General features: G+C 35.3%; 15 protein-coding genes. 3 read left to right on the plus strand and 12 right to left on the minus strand.

Annotated features, from left to right (window positions below):
• Positions 1-9: 9 nt before the first annotated feature.
• Positions 10-960 carry a sulfonate ABC transporter substrate-binding protein gene (locus tag ACFOUV_RS04210; protein ID WP_379495502.1) on the minus strand — a complete coding sequence of 317 codons (951 nt, stop codon included), beginning with the start codon at positions 958-960 and terminating at the stop codon, positions 10-12.
• A 201-nt stretch (positions 961-1,161) separates the two neighbouring features.
• On the opposite strand from ACFOUV_RS04210, the gene ACFOUV_RS04215 reads away from it, so the two are divergent.
• Positions 1,162-1,662 carry a DUF3231 family protein gene (locus ACFOUV_RS04215; protein ID WP_379495503.1) on the plus strand — a complete coding sequence of 167 codons (501 nt, stop codon included), beginning with the start codon at positions 1,162-1,164 and terminating at the stop codon, positions 1,660-1,662.
• A 71-nt stretch (positions 1,663-1,733) separates the two neighbouring features.
• The gene (locus tag ACFOUV_RS04220; protein ID WP_379495756.1) at positions 1,734-2,951 is read left to right on the plus strand and encodes an MFS transporter; all 1,218 of its coding nucleotides are present in this window, start codon (positions 1,734-1,736) and stop codon (positions 2,949-2,951) included.
• Positions 2,952-2,964: 13 nt separating this feature from the next.
• Here ACFOUV_RS04220 and ACFOUV_RS04225 read toward each other — a convergent pair whose 3' ends face one another.
• From ACFOUV_RS04225 to ACFOUV_RS04275, 11 genes are all read right to left on the minus strand, one after another.
• Positions 2,965-3,573 (minus strand): YitT family protein, encoded by a 609-nt coding sequence (locus tag ACFOUV_RS04225; protein WP_379495504.1) that lies wholly within the window; start codon positions 3,571-3,573, stop codon positions 2,965-2,967.
• Positions 3,574-3,753: 180 nt separating this feature from the next.
• On the minus strand, positions 3,754-4,674 hold the full coding sequence (gene cysK / locus ACFOUV_RS04230) for a cysteine synthase A (RefSeq protein ID WP_379495505.1): 921 nt from the start codon (positions 4,672-4,674) through the stop codon (positions 3,754-3,756).
• 130 nt (positions 4,675-4,804) lie between these two features.
• Positions 4,805-5,650 (minus strand): gamma-glutamylcyclotransferase, encoded by an 846-nt coding sequence (locus ACFOUV_RS04235; RefSeq protein ID WP_379495506.1) that lies wholly within the window; start codon positions 5,648-5,650, stop codon positions 4,805-4,807.
• A 229-nt stretch (positions 5,651-5,879) separates the two neighbouring features.
• Entirely contained in the window at positions 5,880-6,743 is an 864-nt protein-coding gene (locus ACFOUV_RS04240) for a 5'-3' exonuclease (protein WP_379495507.1), read from the minus strand.
• Positions 6,744-10,385 carry a dynamin family protein gene (locus tag ACFOUV_RS04245; RefSeq protein WP_379495508.1) on the minus strand — a complete coding sequence of 1,214 codons (3,642 nt, stop codon included), beginning with the start codon at positions 10,383-10,385 and terminating at the stop codon, positions 6,744-6,746.
• A 462-nt stretch (positions 10,386-10,847) separates the two neighbouring features.
• On the minus strand, positions 10,848-11,135 hold the full coding sequence (locus ACFOUV_RS04250) for a hypothetical protein (protein WP_379495509.1): 288 nt from the start codon (positions 11,133-11,135) through the stop codon (positions 10,848-10,850).
• A 109-nt stretch (positions 11,136-11,244) separates the two neighbouring features.
• Complete coding sequence (locus ACFOUV_RS04255; protein ID WP_379495510.1) at positions 11,245-11,454, minus strand: hypothetical protein; 210 nt, start codon at positions 11,452-11,454, stop codon at positions 11,245-11,247.
• 125 nt (positions 11,455-11,579) lie between these two features.
• The gene (locus ACFOUV_RS04260) at positions 11,580-11,894 is read right to left on the minus strand and encodes a hypothetical protein (protein ID WP_379495511.1); all 315 of its coding nucleotides are present in this window, start codon (positions 11,892-11,894) and stop codon (positions 11,580-11,582) included.
• Positions 11,895-12,074: 180 nt separating this feature from the next.
• Positions 12,075-12,308, minus strand: a complete 234-nt coding sequence (locus ACFOUV_RS04265) for a YczI family protein (protein ID WP_379495512.1) — start codon at positions 12,306-12,308, stop codon at positions 12,075-12,077.
• Between the two features lie 135 nt (positions 12,309-12,443).
• Positions 12,444-12,986 (minus strand): DUF1572 domain-containing protein, encoded by a 543-nt coding sequence (locus ACFOUV_RS04270; RefSeq protein ID WP_379495513.1) that lies wholly within the window; start codon positions 12,984-12,986, stop codon positions 12,444-12,446.
• 176 nt (positions 12,987-13,162) lie between these two features.
• A complete protein-coding gene (locus ACFOUV_RS04275; protein WP_379495514.1) occupies positions 13,163-13,852 on the minus strand; it encodes a VOC family protein in 690 nt (229 codons plus the stop codon).
• A gap of 845 nt (positions 13,853-14,697) precedes the next feature.
• Here ACFOUV_RS04275 and ACFOUV_RS04280 point away from each other — a divergent pair.
• Positions 14,698-14,895: an alpha/beta fold hydrolase gene (locus ACFOUV_RS04280; protein WP_379495515.1), complete on the plus strand. Its 198-nt coding sequence runs from the start codon at positions 14,698-14,700 to the stop codon at positions 14,893-14,895.
• The last annotated feature ends 222 nt before the right edge of the window (positions 14,896-15,117 follow it).

The raw sequence follows: 15,117 nt of genomic DNA on the forward strand, positions 1-15,117 counted from the left end.
TTTCTGTCATTATTGCCTATCCATGACATCTTTAACATCTATTTTCTTTGGAATAATGTCCAGTCGAAAAAATGTATCTGCAATCTCCTGCTGTTCTTTTATTATCGTTTCATTTAATGAATCAACACCATAGACTCTTCGTTCGATAGCCATCTTAATGGATTCTTCATCAATTTTTAAAATCGGTGCTAGCATATCGATTAACGCTTCATGATGATTGTTAGCCCAGACAGAGGAGTTCTCAATCTCTTCCAAAATAACGGCAATCAAATCTTCGTGTTTCTCTGCGAACACTTCATTCGCTATAAAAAAATCCCTATCTGTTGTAAACCCTTCACCATTGACTAAAAGTGTTGCATTCATATTAACTTCCGTTGATGAAGTAAAAGGATCCCAAACTACCATTGCGTCTGTTTTCCCTTGTTCAAATGCTACTCTGGCATCACCAGGTGACAAAAATACAGGAGTAATATCTGTATAATTTAATCCTTCACTTTCCAGCGCTTTCACAATCAAATAATGGGAGCTCGATCCTTTAGCAAAGCTTACCTGCTTCCCTTTTAAATCTTTTATAGATGTTATTTCTGAATCCTCTGGCACTAATATACCGCTTCCTTCAAATTTGGATTTCCCTGCCGCTATGGTTACGAATGGTGCGTCTGCAGCTTGAGCAAAAATAGGTGGTGAATTTCCGGTTCTTCCAAAGTCTATACTCCCTGCATTAAGAGCTTCTACTAATGCTGGACCTGCCTGGAACTCATTCCATTCTACCTTGTATCCATTTTCTTTAAGTCTTTCTTCCAATGTACCAAGTGACTTTAAGATAATCAGTGGACCATTTTTCTGATACCCAATTCGAACAACATCTTCTTTTGAACTAGATGAGGAATCATTCATACTGCAACCCGCAACAACAATACATAGCATAATCATCATATACAATGAAATTTTTTTTATCATATTTGCAACCATCCTTACCAAAATGGAATTTATATCTGTGTTTAGATTATGTATAAATCATAAGTAGGTTCCTGTCTTGGGTAAAATACCTAAAGTAATAAAATCTCACTTGAGCGATATGCAGCTGAATGGGTTCTTAATAGGATAATTTATCTCATTTCAGGAAAACTTATATAAATGAATAAACTAGGAGGGATCCGAATGGGAGTAATAAATAATAAAGCAAGGGAAGAACCATTACACTCTGGGGAAGTTTTCAATCTGTGGTCCTATTTGTATAGCATGAAAGGAACACTCGTTACACTCCAAGTTTTGATTAATCATACTGGTGAACAGGATCTAAAAGTTTTTTTAGAAGACCTCCTGGAAAATGTCTTTACACAAGAAGAACAACAAGTTGAGACTCTTCTAAAGGAATCAGGCATTCGTTTACCACCGGCTCCTCCTGATCGCCCAAACGTGGAAGTTCAGGATATCCCTGCAGGTGCACGGTTTAACGATTCGGAGATTGCTGTACTCATGCAAAAAGAATTAATGACAGGGAGACTATTATGCAGTTATATAATAGGTATAGCTATTCGGGAAGATTTACGTACCATGTTCAGTGAGTTCAGCACTCAAAAAGAAGAATACGAGCTTAAATTATTAAAAGTAATGAAGGAAAAAGGGTGGTTGGTTTCTCCTCCAATAAACATAAAATAACGTGTACTTCAGAAATTAACATCAATATACTAAAGGGGAGTAGATAGTACGTGAAGAAGAAAAATAAGGGTATGACTATAACCACTATTGGATCTATTCCTCTTATTATGACACTTGGAAATTCCATGTTGATTCCAATATTACCTGAAATGAAAACTTCTTTAGAGCTTTCTCAGATGCAGGTAAGTTTAACAATAACCGTATTCTCCATTGCAGCTGCAATCTTTATTCCTTTTGTTGGTTACCTTTCGGACCGATTTTCCCGTAAGATTGTAATTATACCGTCTTTACTACTGTTTGGTTTAGGAGGGTTAATCGCAGGGTTAGGTGCTGCGTTTTTTTCAAATGCTTTTTTATGGATTATGATTGGCAGAATTATACAAGGAGTCGGTGCTGCAGGGACGTCCCCTATTGCGATGGCATTGACTGGTGATTTGTTTAAAGGTGGAGAACAAAGCCGAGTACTTGGAATTTATGAAGCATCCAATGGCTTGGGTAAGGTTTTGTCTCCAATACTTGGGTCTATCCTAGCTTTAATCGTTTGGTATTCCGTATTTTTTACTTTCCCTTTGATTAGCGTTGTCTCAGCTTTACTCGTATGGATTTTTATTAAAGAAAAGAGCAACCGTCAGGCTCCTCCTCCTTTTCGTAAATATGTTAGAGGCCTTTTAAGTGTTTTTAAGCACGAGGGAAGATGGTTATTTACAACGTATCTAGCTGGTGGAACATGTTTATTTGCCTTATTTGGTATTTTATTTTATCTATCGGATAATTTGGAAACAGATTATAACATCGAAGGTGTTATGAAAGGATTAATTCTAGCACTACCATTGTTGGTGATGGTAACCGTTTCCTATTTCACCGGAAGTAATATTGGAAAGAATCTGGTGAAGATGAAAAGATTAGTATTGCTTGGTTTTCTATTAAAGACAATTTCTTACGGGTCACTTGTATTTATTGAAAAGCTTATTCCCTTTCTTGCCGTACTCGCTTTAAGCAGTGTAGGAGCTGGTCTAATCCTACCTTGTGTAAACAGCATTATAACAGGGGCAGTTGGCAAAGAACGAAGAGGTTTTGTGACTTCTTTATACGGATCGGTAAGATTTCTTGGCGTTGCATTAGGTCCACCAATTTTTTCTCGTCTGATGGATCTATCAAGAACAGGTATGTTTTTGTCTATCGCAGCATTCACTTTTATCGTTGGTTTACTCGTACTACTCTTGCTTCATGTAAAAGGCAAAGACGGGAAAGAAAACAAACACACAGCAGTACGATACAACTATATGTAGACTGTTATATATATTATTTTTTCCTCCAGTTAAGTGTATAGGTTTGAAGAAAGGTCATTTGACACACTTGATCAACCATCTTTGTCGAAATCCATTGGCTAATCAGAGCGAGGAGAATTATTTTCCAATCAATTATAATTCCAGTAACTAGAAAAATACATATATTTATCACAAACAAAGGTCTTCCTGGAAGAATATTTCTTTTAGTAGAGATAATAAGGGCAACTACCCCAATTCCCCCGTTGGAGACTCCTTGCCTCATCAGAATTCCTATACCTGTACCAAGGAATACGGATCCAGCTACTATATCAAAGAATAAATTTCTATCCGGTGTGAAACCTTGCTCAAAAAAATGAAGCGAAATAGATGTAATCGTAATTCCCATCACTGTCCAGACTGCAAATCGCTTTCCGAGAACCTTTACACCAAAAAACAGCATGGATACATTAACCAGCCATAGTGCTAGTCCAATATTTATATTGAACCAGTAGTTTATTAATACAGCAATACCTCCAGCTCCACCTGATGGAATATAATTAGGAAATAAAAATAGACCCATACCTAGTCCTTGAATAGCTCCTCCTGCAGCTACTAGCCCAAACTTTGCAATAAAATGTTTCACGTTGTTCCTCCTAAGCCCTAATCTTCTATCTGGGGAATGGACAACTACTTTCTCATTTTATTCAAACCTTTCTATAATCATGAATAAATACATTTAAAAAGGAGTCAGAACAAATATGTTCTGACTCCTTTTTGTAAAATAATAATTTCTTGATTTAACTTGTTGTTCCCTTACCTATTATTATTCATCAAACAGATTCATGCTTAGATATCGCTCACCCGTATCCGGAGCTATACATACTACTTTTTTACCTATTCCAAGCTTTATAGCGACATCTATTGCAGCATATACCGCTGCTGCTCCCGATGGTCCAAGAAAAATACCTTCTTCACGCGCCAATCTCTGCAATAACCCTATTGCATCTTCATCACTAATTTGGATAATTTCATCATATACAGATGTATTCAAGATATCCGGCACGAATCCAGGACTTGTTCCAACAAGTTTATGTTTCCCTGGTTGACCACCAGATAATACAGGCGAACCCTCCGGCTCTACAACCGCCACATGGATTCCCTTAATTTTTTCTTTTAATGTTTCACCAGTCCCAGTTACAGTTCCACCAGTTCCCGCCGTACATACAAATGCATCCAGTTTACCTTCTGTCTGCTCGAGTATTTCTAGAGCAGTTGTAGTCCGGTGAATATCCGGATTGGCAAAATTCTCAAATTGTTGTGGAATGAAACTACCAGGGATTTCCTTTTGAATTTCCAAAGCCTTTTTAATGGAACCAGGCATTTTCTCCCCACTTGGAGTCAATACAACTTTCGCTCCATAGGCTTTTAAGATATTTCTTCTTTCCATCGTACTATTATCCGGCATAACCAGAATAGCTTTATAACCTTTTGCGGCAGCAGTCATTGCAAGACCAATACCAGTGTTTCCGCTCGTCGGTTCAATAATCGTATCTCCGGGTTTTATTAACCCTTTTTCTTCAGCTACTTTAATCATATTGAACGCGGCACGATCCTTCACACTTTTGCTCGGGTTAAACATTTCCATTTTAATGTATACATCTGCCGCTCCTTCAGGAACAACCTTATTTAATTTGACTAACGGCGTATTACCGATTAGTTCTGTAATATCATTTACCACTTTCACAATTAGTCCCTACTTTCTAATCATTTATCTTTCTCCGTACAGCAATCAGCCAACTATCTATAGAAATTATTATAGACATTTTTTAAGTCCTTTACCATGATTTACGTCTAAACCCAAATCGCAGAAGGTTTTATCCCAATAAAAGACCAATTCGTTGTCGCAAACCTTCTATATAAGAAGAACTTAGTAACTTACCTGCACCAGTCAAAATTTCATCCGCGTATAGTTGTGTAGGTTTCGTTTCTTCGCTTTTATCAATCCCGATAAAAGTCAATGCTTCTACATTACGCCCGCCGGAAGTTTCCAGGGTGACAATTGCAGGCCGGTATGCTTCGATATATACTCCCTCGCGTTCATACAAGTAATCAACAGCCTCCATAGGTACTTGATAAATAGCTCCTTCCACCAATTCACCAGGTGATCGGATTAAATCAGCCTTTCCGCCGTCTTTCGAACTTCTACTGAAACGAAAACCATAATCCTGTAATATCCCGCATCCTATAACATTACTAAAATATCGATCTACTTTTGCCAGTTTAAATCTTCTATCGTCCATACAAGAACCATAAGCAAAATAATACATCGGCCCTTTCCGAACATATTGGTAAACTTTCCAATCACCAAATGGAATAACATCCGTTGAATCAGCGAGTGATCTTCCCGTAATATAAGTCAACGCTTCCGTTACCTTTCCAGTTTCATCATAAACAGTAACCATTTTTCTTTCAAATAAATTGTCGGGTTGCCCCTCATAGCCCTCCAATTGATTAATTGCTACAAGCTGTTCTTCATTCACTTCATATAATTCACCATATACCTTTTCATTATTATGTTCTTTCATAACCGGATAACCAAACTTTGTATCAAACAATTTACCATATATCCACACTTGATTCTGCAAGCGTGTAGATCCCTGCAGATAGTTATGATTATTTTCATTTATACGTAAGGTTCCATATACAAACACTTTGTTCATAACAAATTCCTCCTAATTGAGAATAGCGTTCTTTATAAGTTATTCCTCCTATACAAAAGCTATACAACTTGCATTATAAAGCTACTACTCTACCTGTTCCGTTGCCCTACTTACTATTTATCGATATAAAATACCCTTGGGGGTTTATACCCGTACCCCTTATTATTACATTTCGGCGTTGAAAATAAAAATCCCCTGTAAATGAATACAGAGGATTTACGATACGTAATTATAATAACTTCGCCAAATTTTTAAATTCCAATTCCTCAAATTTCATTGTTACTCTATCTTTATCATACTCCCATAACGCTTGATCTAATGCACAAGTAATTGGTACATCGCATTTAATTTGCGCTAACGATCTCGATAAATGCAACATATCCATATTATTGTTGATTTTCGCTTGGACACCCTTTGGTAATTGATCTAGATTTTCCAGTAGATTATCGATCGTTTCATACTCCTGTAGAAGTTTTAACGCAGTTTTCTCACCTATCCCCTTTACTCCAGGATAGTTGTCGGAAGAGTCACCCATAAGTCCTTTTAGATCAATGACTTGTTTTGGCTGTATCCCTTTCTTTTCATAAAAGTTTGCATGATCGAAGACCTCGTAATTTCCTTGTCCTTTTCTCATAATCGCAACGCGGATACGATTATCAACAAGCTGCAATATATCCTGGTCCCCAGTAAGAATCGTTACTTCGTTATCTACACTATAGAGTTTAGCGAGTGTACCAATGCAATCATCCGCTTCGAAGTTTTCCAAACCGATATTTGGCATATTAAATGCATCCACGACTTCTTTTATTAAATCAAATTGAGGAATTAACTCAATTGGTGGGGAATCTCTGTTGGCCTTATATCCATCATAGAGATCCGAACGAAATGTTTTACTTCCCATATCCCAGCAGCAAACTACATGCGTAGGTTCAAAAGTGTCCACCGCATCCAAAAAGTATCTCATAAATTGATAGACACCATTTGTTGGTACTCCTTTACTTGTAATCATGAAATTTCCACGAAATGATGTTGCAAAAAAACCTCTGAAAAGCAATGCCATTCCATCCACCAATAAAACATTATTTTTTTCCATTTAAGACACTTCCCCTATATTATGCTGCTTAATAATCGAACTAATTTGTTCCTGTTTTTGCAATAATACTGACACATCCACTGTTGAGATAAGCATCTCAAGATAATTATTCAGTTGTAAACTAATATCCTGCTCGACTTGCTCTTTCATCCCATCGACAAACTCGTTCCATTGTCTCAAATACGCCTCCAACATACGAGAATTGCTATCTTCCACATACTGGTTAGCATAAGGTTTTATTATAGCATAAATCTCTTCTTTCATAAATTCCTTTTCATTTTTCTCAAAAAATGCTTTCGTACCTTTGAATTTTGAAAGTATCCGATCAAATTTACTAGTATCCAAATCTTTAAATCCCTGTTCGTACTCAGGAGTTATCATTTCAAGTATGTTCATTTCCGGAAGTTCGAATAGTTTATCAGTCTGTATGCTAATAACTGCCAATGTTTTATGAACTTCTTTTAATTGTACGTGAATATACGACTCCATCCTTAATGAAACAGCCTGCATTTCCTGATGAAGCTCAAATGCTATATATTCAATCAGATTATCCAAACAATTTCTTAATTGTATTTGCGCTTTCTTACCAGACTCCGTAATGGTTGTTGGGTTAAACATTTCCTTAAACATATCATGGAAACGAATCGCTAATCTTTCTATTACATAGAAAAGTTGTTTTTCCATTTTCTGTTCCATTTGTTCTTTGTAGCTGTTTGTAGACAATGTGCGAATGTCTTCGGAAAGTCTCTCTTTCTTTGCAGTTAACTCTTGCTTTCTTTTTTGTTTTTCTTGTTTATCCAGCGTTAACGAATTGACATAGTTGTCCACTGCATGACTTGTTCTGTTCATATCCCAAATTGCCGAATCAATCGTTAATTCTGCTAAATCCTGATAGATAAATTGGTTAAAATCACTTTCCATTCGTTGCATTTGACTATTTACAGTTCGTTTCTGGATTTTTTCTTCCAGGGAGTTTTTACTGGACACTGGATAAAGTCTAGGAAGTCTAATCCCTAATTGCTGTAATTGGTCCTGTACATAATCAATTACCAATTTCAATTCCGTTTCATCTGTAGCCAGATCAGCTGCATTGACGATAAAAAACATTTTATCCAATTGAAAAGCTTCTTTAACTCGACCAAGCTGCATCAGAAAATCTCTATCTGCACGGGATAACGCATGATTGTAGTAGGTCACATAAAGAATTGCATCCGCATGTTTAATATAATCAAAGGCAACATTCGTATGTCTAGCATTAACAGAATCAGCACCAGGGGTATCCACCAAGGTAATCCCCTGTCTCGTTAATTCACAATCATAATAAAGATCAATGGATTCGATATAGCATGCCTTTGTTTCATCCGTCACATAGTTTTCAAATTCTTCTATAGTTATTGTAATACTATTTCCTATGTAACTCTTTATACTTTCATATCCAGCAATCATCGCCCGCAAATAAGACTGATACATTTTATTAAGTTGGTCACTCTTATCAATCTGATTGGATCTCAGCCATTCCATCATCTCATTAAATTCGGTTGCATGAGGTGCTAATTTTTTTGTAATCATACGTAAATCATTCGTAAGTACATCCCTGCTTTTAAGAGTTACGACAACCGATCCATGCTTATTTCCTTCGTCTACAGGTCGAATGCGGTTTACCGTTGCCGTAGTTGGATTTGGTGAAACCGGTAAAACTTTCTCACCCATTAACGCGTTGGCAAATGATGATTTACCGGCACTAAAAGCCCCGAATAATGCAATCGTATAGGATCGATGTTTTAAACGATATTCTTTTTCTTTTAAATCATTTAATAAGGATTCAAACCCAGGTAATTCCTTAATCACATCCATTGTTTTATCTATACTACTTAACACATTTTCTGTCGATGATTTTCTAATGACAGATTTTATCTCGGTCTCCTTCGTTAACTGCTCTTTCCGAGGAAAGAGTTGGGGCTTATTTGGTGATATACTTTCCTTTCTGATCGGCTTTGGTTTAGTATTCAGTTCTTTTTCTATTAGCGCCCAAACAGAATCATCAACATTCGGATTGATTAATTGACTATCCAATTGATCACATACCTGCTTTTCTTCACGTTGTAATCGAAGCAGTTCCTCTTTTACATTTTTTTCTTTTTCCAATTCAGTAAGGTTCCGCACATATTTCGCTTTATGGTCTTCATTTTTATTTTTAATGGAAGCAAGAATGGGTTTTAAAATAATTCTTGCTGCCTGCTTATATTTATTTTTAATATCAGCAGCTACATCATTGGTATAATTCAATACATAATCGCCATTTACTTTCGCACCCGATTTGATTAAATTTCTGGCATGTTCACTGCTGTATGCGACTTCCAATTCATTTACTTTGCTTTGAAGTTCTGCATCATTTAAATCATACTTTCTTAGTAATGCACTGAATTTGTCACGCAGTCGCCACTGAATCGATGTATTCCTATTTTCGTTCAATGCAGATAAGAACTCTAACTCTCTTCTGTTTTTCTCTTCTGCTGTTTTTTTCTTAGAGGCAAATAACCCAATCTTAAACTCCGATTGTTGGGACTCCAAGTACAATTGTGCTTTATCTCTAAGGCTGGCAGGCATTAAATAGGCATTATTTAAAGTTTGCTGCAATTCAGCCAGATAATCCTTTTCAAACTGTATGGGTTCATTTTCCAATCGGAAGAGATTTTCCTCCGTTTTTCCCAATTCTTCAGGATCTGCGAAATCAATAGATTTGTCATCATTGCCGGTGAGGTCATTTATCAGGGTTCCATAATGGTTTTTTAAATAGCGTTTATGGTCTTTCATTACCTGCCTTACAGATTGTGCGATATTTAAATGTTCACTTTGGTTGGCCATAATAGAAGACAACTTTTGCTTAATATCTTCAATTTGGTTATGCGCTGTAGTAAGGTCCACTAACGAAGTATAGTATATATTCTCTGGCTTTAGGTTCCATTGATCAAACGTTTGTTTAATATTTTTATCGAACGTATAAAAGGTCAATTCCTGCTCATCATGTTTATCAATTTGATTGATTACCACATAATATGGCAAGCTTTTTTCCTGAACAGATTTCAGGAACTGGAGGTTAACCTCGGACTGTACATGATTATAATCCATAATATAAAGGAGTACATCAGCCAGGTGCAATGATGCTTCCGTCATAATGCGATCTGCATCATCCGCTGCATCAATACCGGGAGTATCGATAATTGCAGATCCTGAAGGAATGATCTGTTCTCCTGTACTGATCTCTATCTTTTTAATGGCTTCTTTATCTTTCGAATATTCCTTTATCATATCGATGTCATATGGTTCTTTATATTCCACTGGGTGATCATTCGTAAAATATACGCGTGCAACCCCTTCCCCAGAATTAATCTTTACCACATTTGCACTTGTAGGTATTGGACTTTTCGGTAAAATTTCTTTCCCTAACAATGTATTAATCATGGATGATTTACCTGCAGAAAAATGACCTGCAAAACTAATGACTAATTCCTGTTTCTGAAATTTTTCATATATATCTAGCATCTTAACGGTGTTTGCCCTGTCACCGTTATTTTTCATTTGATGATAGACCGCAGCAATCTGGTCCGAGTTTACGGTTTTTATCCTTTCTTGTACAATCATGACATTCAGTTCCTTTCTTCCACATCCCAATTTAAAATCTATTATACGGAATTAAAGTGTGGAATACCACCCATTTTAAAGCGATTTCATGTAGGTTTTCACTTAATACAAACCATTAAGTTTACATAATAAGATTATGGTTAATTTTAAAAGATTGGCAGATACTACATTAAAGGATTCCGTTTTTGAGGTGCATACTGATTAGACAGACCAACTGACGTATGAATTGGCATACGTCAGTTTTGTTGTTATATCAACGATTAAAGTTAAATATGGTTTTTTGGCATCCGAATATCTCATTTCTTTTTTATGGGACAATAGATTTTGTACATATTAATGCTGATGTCAATTGCACTTTCATTTTAGATAGTATAACGTTAGTTAGCTAACACAAAAAGGACCTCTGTTAAGAAATCCTGATCAATTTTCTTATTTAAATAAAGCACCAAATAACGGAAGAAGTTACAAATCTTCTTCTGTTGCTTCTTTTTTAAATATCCCAACAAATAACATAACAAGTCCTACGATGAAACCTATGGGAAATAGGATCCACATAATCATTGACGCCCAACCACTTCCAACGATAGCTGCGTATGTTAGCCCAATCGCGAAAGATAAGGCTGGGGAAATTGACACCATAAGAGCGAAGCCCCATATCCTATATTTTCTTTTTTTCGACTTTCCTTCACCAAACTGATAAGCCAAAACTGCTCCAAGAACTGCTATTGCATACCCCACGACAATTGCCATTTTTTAATCCCCGCCTTTATAAATCTTAAATTCTCCATCTGAAAGGAACCTGCCCTGTAACCGTCATACCTTTGTTCAAGTAATAGCACTAATTAACACAAGATAAAAGTCAATATTTCTCTTCATTAGATTTTGATATAAGATACATTAGTGGTCCAGCAAAAATTAACCCAGCAGCACCTACACCCAGGAAAAAAGCCGTATAGGGGAACAACTCAATCTCTTTTCCCAAAATAAAATCTATTATGACACGAAGAAACGTAATTATTGTGGGAAATACAAGCGACCAAAATAACATAATTTTTAATACTTTTGGCACGTTTTATCCCTCCCTTAAAAAATAGTTCAATAACCCTGCTTTTATAACAAAAGAGCGACTGCCTTGTTCCATAATCGCACCAGTTTGTTTAAGTACACCCTTTCCACAAACAGTAATTTGATATTCTACTTTGCTGTTGTGTCACGATATACAATCATAGTAATTATATTTAATAGAAGTGTAACGATAAGAAGAACTGAACTTACAATCACCACAGCCACTTCCATAAGAGCAGACCAATCTTCAATCTTAACCAGATAATGACCATAGACTATCTGGAAATATAACGATATCGCACAAGCACTGATACTCATAATGGAAAGTCCGCTCCAATTCTTATGGTTATGGTTTTTATATCGCATAAGATTAACAACAGGAAGTGTCCAAGCAATAAGACCAAGAACGAGACTACCAACATTAAGCCAACCCCAATCAATCATTATTTACCACCCTTTGCGTTTTTTTATCTGCATTTTTGTTCATAAATCAGTAAATATCCTTCTGTTACTAACTGCCAGATAGATCAACAGCCTCTTATTTAACATTAACATAATATTCCTAGCATTATTAGAAAAAAAAGACAATCAAATTCTGATTGCCTTATTCAACACTTGTACCATTTAGTTTAATAATAAACCTTGCACAGAAACGTAAAAAACAAAAATGGAAACATTAATACAGATTACACCCATTTTCTTTCGGGCATCCTTGATTTCGGCTATACCCATAACCAATAACATTGCACCCATAAAAAACATCATATATGGCATTACTTCGTGGTTACCAGATAACAAGCTATATCCCGCTAAAACAAAAACAATTATGGGTAATACAATTCTAAGTATTTTTAGCAATAAGTTCACTCCTTGTCGCTCAAAATTACATTTACTCCACAGTCTGAACCGATTGTTGAACACAACAAACAATACTCTTTAACTCTTCTGCCAAGCACCACAATAAGCGATTACTCTTATTGTGATATCGCACATTCACTTTAGTCTTCGATGATTTTTTAGTATTTGTTTCAAATATACTTCTGATTTTCCTTTAGGGATACTAAGGTTTTGCCATTCCTCATTTTTAATTTGTTTGCCGACATAAACAATTTGTCCAATATGATAAGCGTAATGAGCCATTTGCCTTTCAATCGCATCAATAACCGTATGGCTTTCGCCGCGTATATTAATATTTTTTAATAAATCCTCTTCATTTAAATTATCAATTGTTTTAAAAAGAGTATTCCAACCTCTTTCCCAATAAGAAATCATTTCTTGCTTTGAAGATATAGTGTCTTCAAATTCTTGGTCACGTTTCCTATTGGTTTTTTCACCATCAGAAGTTAAAAAATCAGTCCATCTTGAAATCATATTTCCGCTTAAATGCTTAACGATAATTGAAATACTATTAGAGGATTTATTTAAAGCCCAATGTATATCATCTTCCGACAATTGTTGTATTGTTTTATCTCCTAGTTCTTTAACACTTCTAAACTTTTCTTGGACTACTTTTAAATACTCATTCCCTACAGTCATTACCGTCCACCCCACTGATAGTAAGTATATTATAAAACCACATTAAGCTGCCCCTTCAGTTCAATAAACCGTCTTAAATTCTACCATAATATTCAAAAACATTGTTTGAAGATAAAAGGCGACCGTTTCGATGATCGCCTTGTTTAACTCTTGCACCCGTTAGCTTAATACAGATTTTAGTTCGTTTTTTCTTTGTAAACTTCTAAAATGTGTTCGGAGTTTACAATAATTTTACTGTTAGTAGATGTAGTGATTTCCATCGGATAAATGGCGGATATTTTATCAGAAAATATCCATTCTCTTCCTGGCTGATTAAGTAATATAAAAATTCCCTTTGATTTTTCTCCCATAAAATTAAGGGATGTTGAACTTAAAGGGTCGTTATCCCGTTCGTTTATTCCAATTTCAATTAATTTTTCCCCAGCACTTATAGCATCAGCTACTGTAAGTCCTATTTCACTAATATTTAATACACCTTCTATAGAGAAAGGCTCCTCTCCTTTTTTAGAGGTGAAAGGTCTTGAAATGAACTCCACTATATTACCAGCGGGGTCGTAGAAATAAAAAGCATGAGCTTGGAAATGTGAAAAGTATACTTCATCCTCTCCATCCCTGACGTTTAATTGTACTCTTTCTTTTACCCATGATTTAGCTTCATCAAATTTATTCGCAAAAATGTTAAAAGCAAAATGGTAATAAGGGTGACCTTTTACATTTTCAGATGTGAATTCCAATTCACTTGAACCAATTCCAATACGAAAACTATGATCATCCTCCATAAGTACAGGAAACCCAAAAGTGTCTACATAAAATTCTCTCATTTTTTTTATATTATTTGTTTGAAGAGTTAATGATTTTATTTCCATTATCAACTACACCTTTTTTATAAATTTTCTTAAGACTCTATCAATGTTATTGTAATATATAAACCAATATAATTAAAATGCTAATTTATAATCAAAAGGCATAATAAGAAGTTATACTAAAAGGATTAGGGTATAACTCCCTAATCCTTTTAGTAATTCCTTATTGGATTAATGCACTCGTTAACTTAAAAAGTAATCTTGTACTGAAACAAATATATTAAACAAGCCAATAATAATTAGTAAATAACCAACCGTTCATTTAATATCACCTCTATATAACTACTAAGTAACCGTGCAGATAGTTCAGTATCTATAAACAAATAATAACATAATGCTTACTATTTCAATTGTAAATTTCAGAAATTAAATATAAAAGTAAAATACAAATATAAGAGTAATAACCAGGGCTTGGGCAAAACAAATAACTAAATCATTTTTCCAATATGTTTTACCAAAGGGACTCCATTTACCACCAAATAAGCTAAATTACCTAGCAATTAAAAAGCTACATAACCAAATACTAAAGAAGCTATTATAAACCCCATTGTTGTCCCTCCTCTAATTGTAAACAAATAAATCTAATGAAATTTAAGTTTCTTCAACTCTAGCACCTGATAGTTGAAAAGAACTTTACCTTGTTCTTTAATTCACAAATCTATCTTGATAGCGGAAAATACCTTGAAGGAAACAATATAAAGAAGAACCCTCGCAAATAAGAAATGGAATTTTAAAAGTTATTAACAATAAAAACCGAAAGTTAAGTTGTTATGTGATAAATTAAGTCTGAACATTTTATAAATGGATAGAGGAAAAATGACAAAATGTGATGTAAGGAGTTTTCGTACATGATCGTTTATAAGGAGACTGAGTACAGCGGTAACGGATCAATTTTCTTTATCCATGGACTTGGTGCGAGTCGTTGGATGTGGTGGCAACAAGAGGCAGCTTTTTCAGATTATCAAGTTATCATGGTAGATTTACCAGGACATGGGAAAAGTGTAGCTACTCCTTGGATTAGTTTAGCGGATACAACCTGGAGATAAAGAATCTAGAGGTATTATTGAATCCATTGAGACAGCTCCGAAATTTATAACCAATGCCGAGGGGAGATTAATTCCTGGTGCTCAGCATGTTTGGGCTGTGCAAAAATCCTACCAATTTAATCGTATTTTGGGAGATTGGTTAGTTCATAATCAGGATAGTAGAGATTGACAGAAAAAATTAAATAAAATGAAACACCGAAATGAAATTTCCAGCAAATAAAC

The sequence above is a fragment of the Oceanobacillus longus genome (assembly GCF_042650085.1).
Taxonomy (GTDB): domain Bacteria; phylum Bacillota; class Bacilli; order Bacillales; family Amphibacillaceae; genus Oceanobacillus; species Oceanobacillus longus.

What these genes read in the sequence shown, in the direction of transcription:
- ACFOUV_RS04210 (WP_379495502.1), bottom strand. Translation starts at nt 960, where the DNA reads ATGATAAAAAAAATTTCATTGTATATGATGATTATGCTATGTATTGTT.
- ACFOUV_RS04215 (WP_379495503.1), top strand. Translation starts at nt 1,162, where the DNA reads ATGGGAGTAATAAATAATAAAGCAAGGGAAGAACCATTACACTCTGGG.
- ACFOUV_RS04220 (WP_379495756.1), top strand. Translation starts at nt 1,734, where the DNA reads ATGACTATAACCACTATTGGATCTATTCCTCTTATTATGACACTTGGA.
- ACFOUV_RS04235 (WP_379495506.1), bottom strand. Translation starts at nt 5,650, where the DNA reads ATGAACAAAGTGTTTGTATATGGAACCTTACGTATAAATGAAAATAAT.
- ACFOUV_RS04240 (WP_379495507.1), bottom strand. Translation starts at nt 6,743, where the DNA reads ATGGAAAAAAATAATGTTTTATTGGTGGATGGAATGGCATTGCTTTTC.
- ACFOUV_RS04245 (WP_379495508.1), bottom strand. Translation starts at nt 10,385, where the DNA reads ATGATTGTACAAGAAAGGATAAAAACCGTAAACTCGGACCAGATTGCT.
- ACFOUV_RS04250 (WP_379495509.1), bottom strand. Translation starts at nt 11,135, where the DNA reads ATGGCAATTGTCGTGGGGTATGCAATAGCAGTTCTTGGAGCAGTTTTG.
- ACFOUV_RS04260 (WP_379495511.1), bottom strand. Translation starts at nt 11,894, where the DNA reads ATGATTGATTGGGGTTGGCTTAATGTTGGTAGTCTCGTTCTTGGTCTT.
- ACFOUV_RS04270 (WP_379495513.1), bottom strand. Translation starts at nt 12,986, where the DNA reads ATGACTGTAGGGAATGAGTATTTAAAAGTAGTCCAAGAAAAGTTTAGA.
- ACFOUV_RS04275 (WP_379495514.1), bottom strand. Translation starts at nt 13,852, where the DNA reads ATGGAAATAAAATCATTAACTCTTCAAACAAATAATATAAAAAAAATG.
- ACFOUV_RS04280 (WP_379495515.1), top strand. Translation starts at nt 14,698, where the DNA reads ATGATCGTTTATAAGGAGACTGAGTACAGCGGTAACGGATCAATTTTC.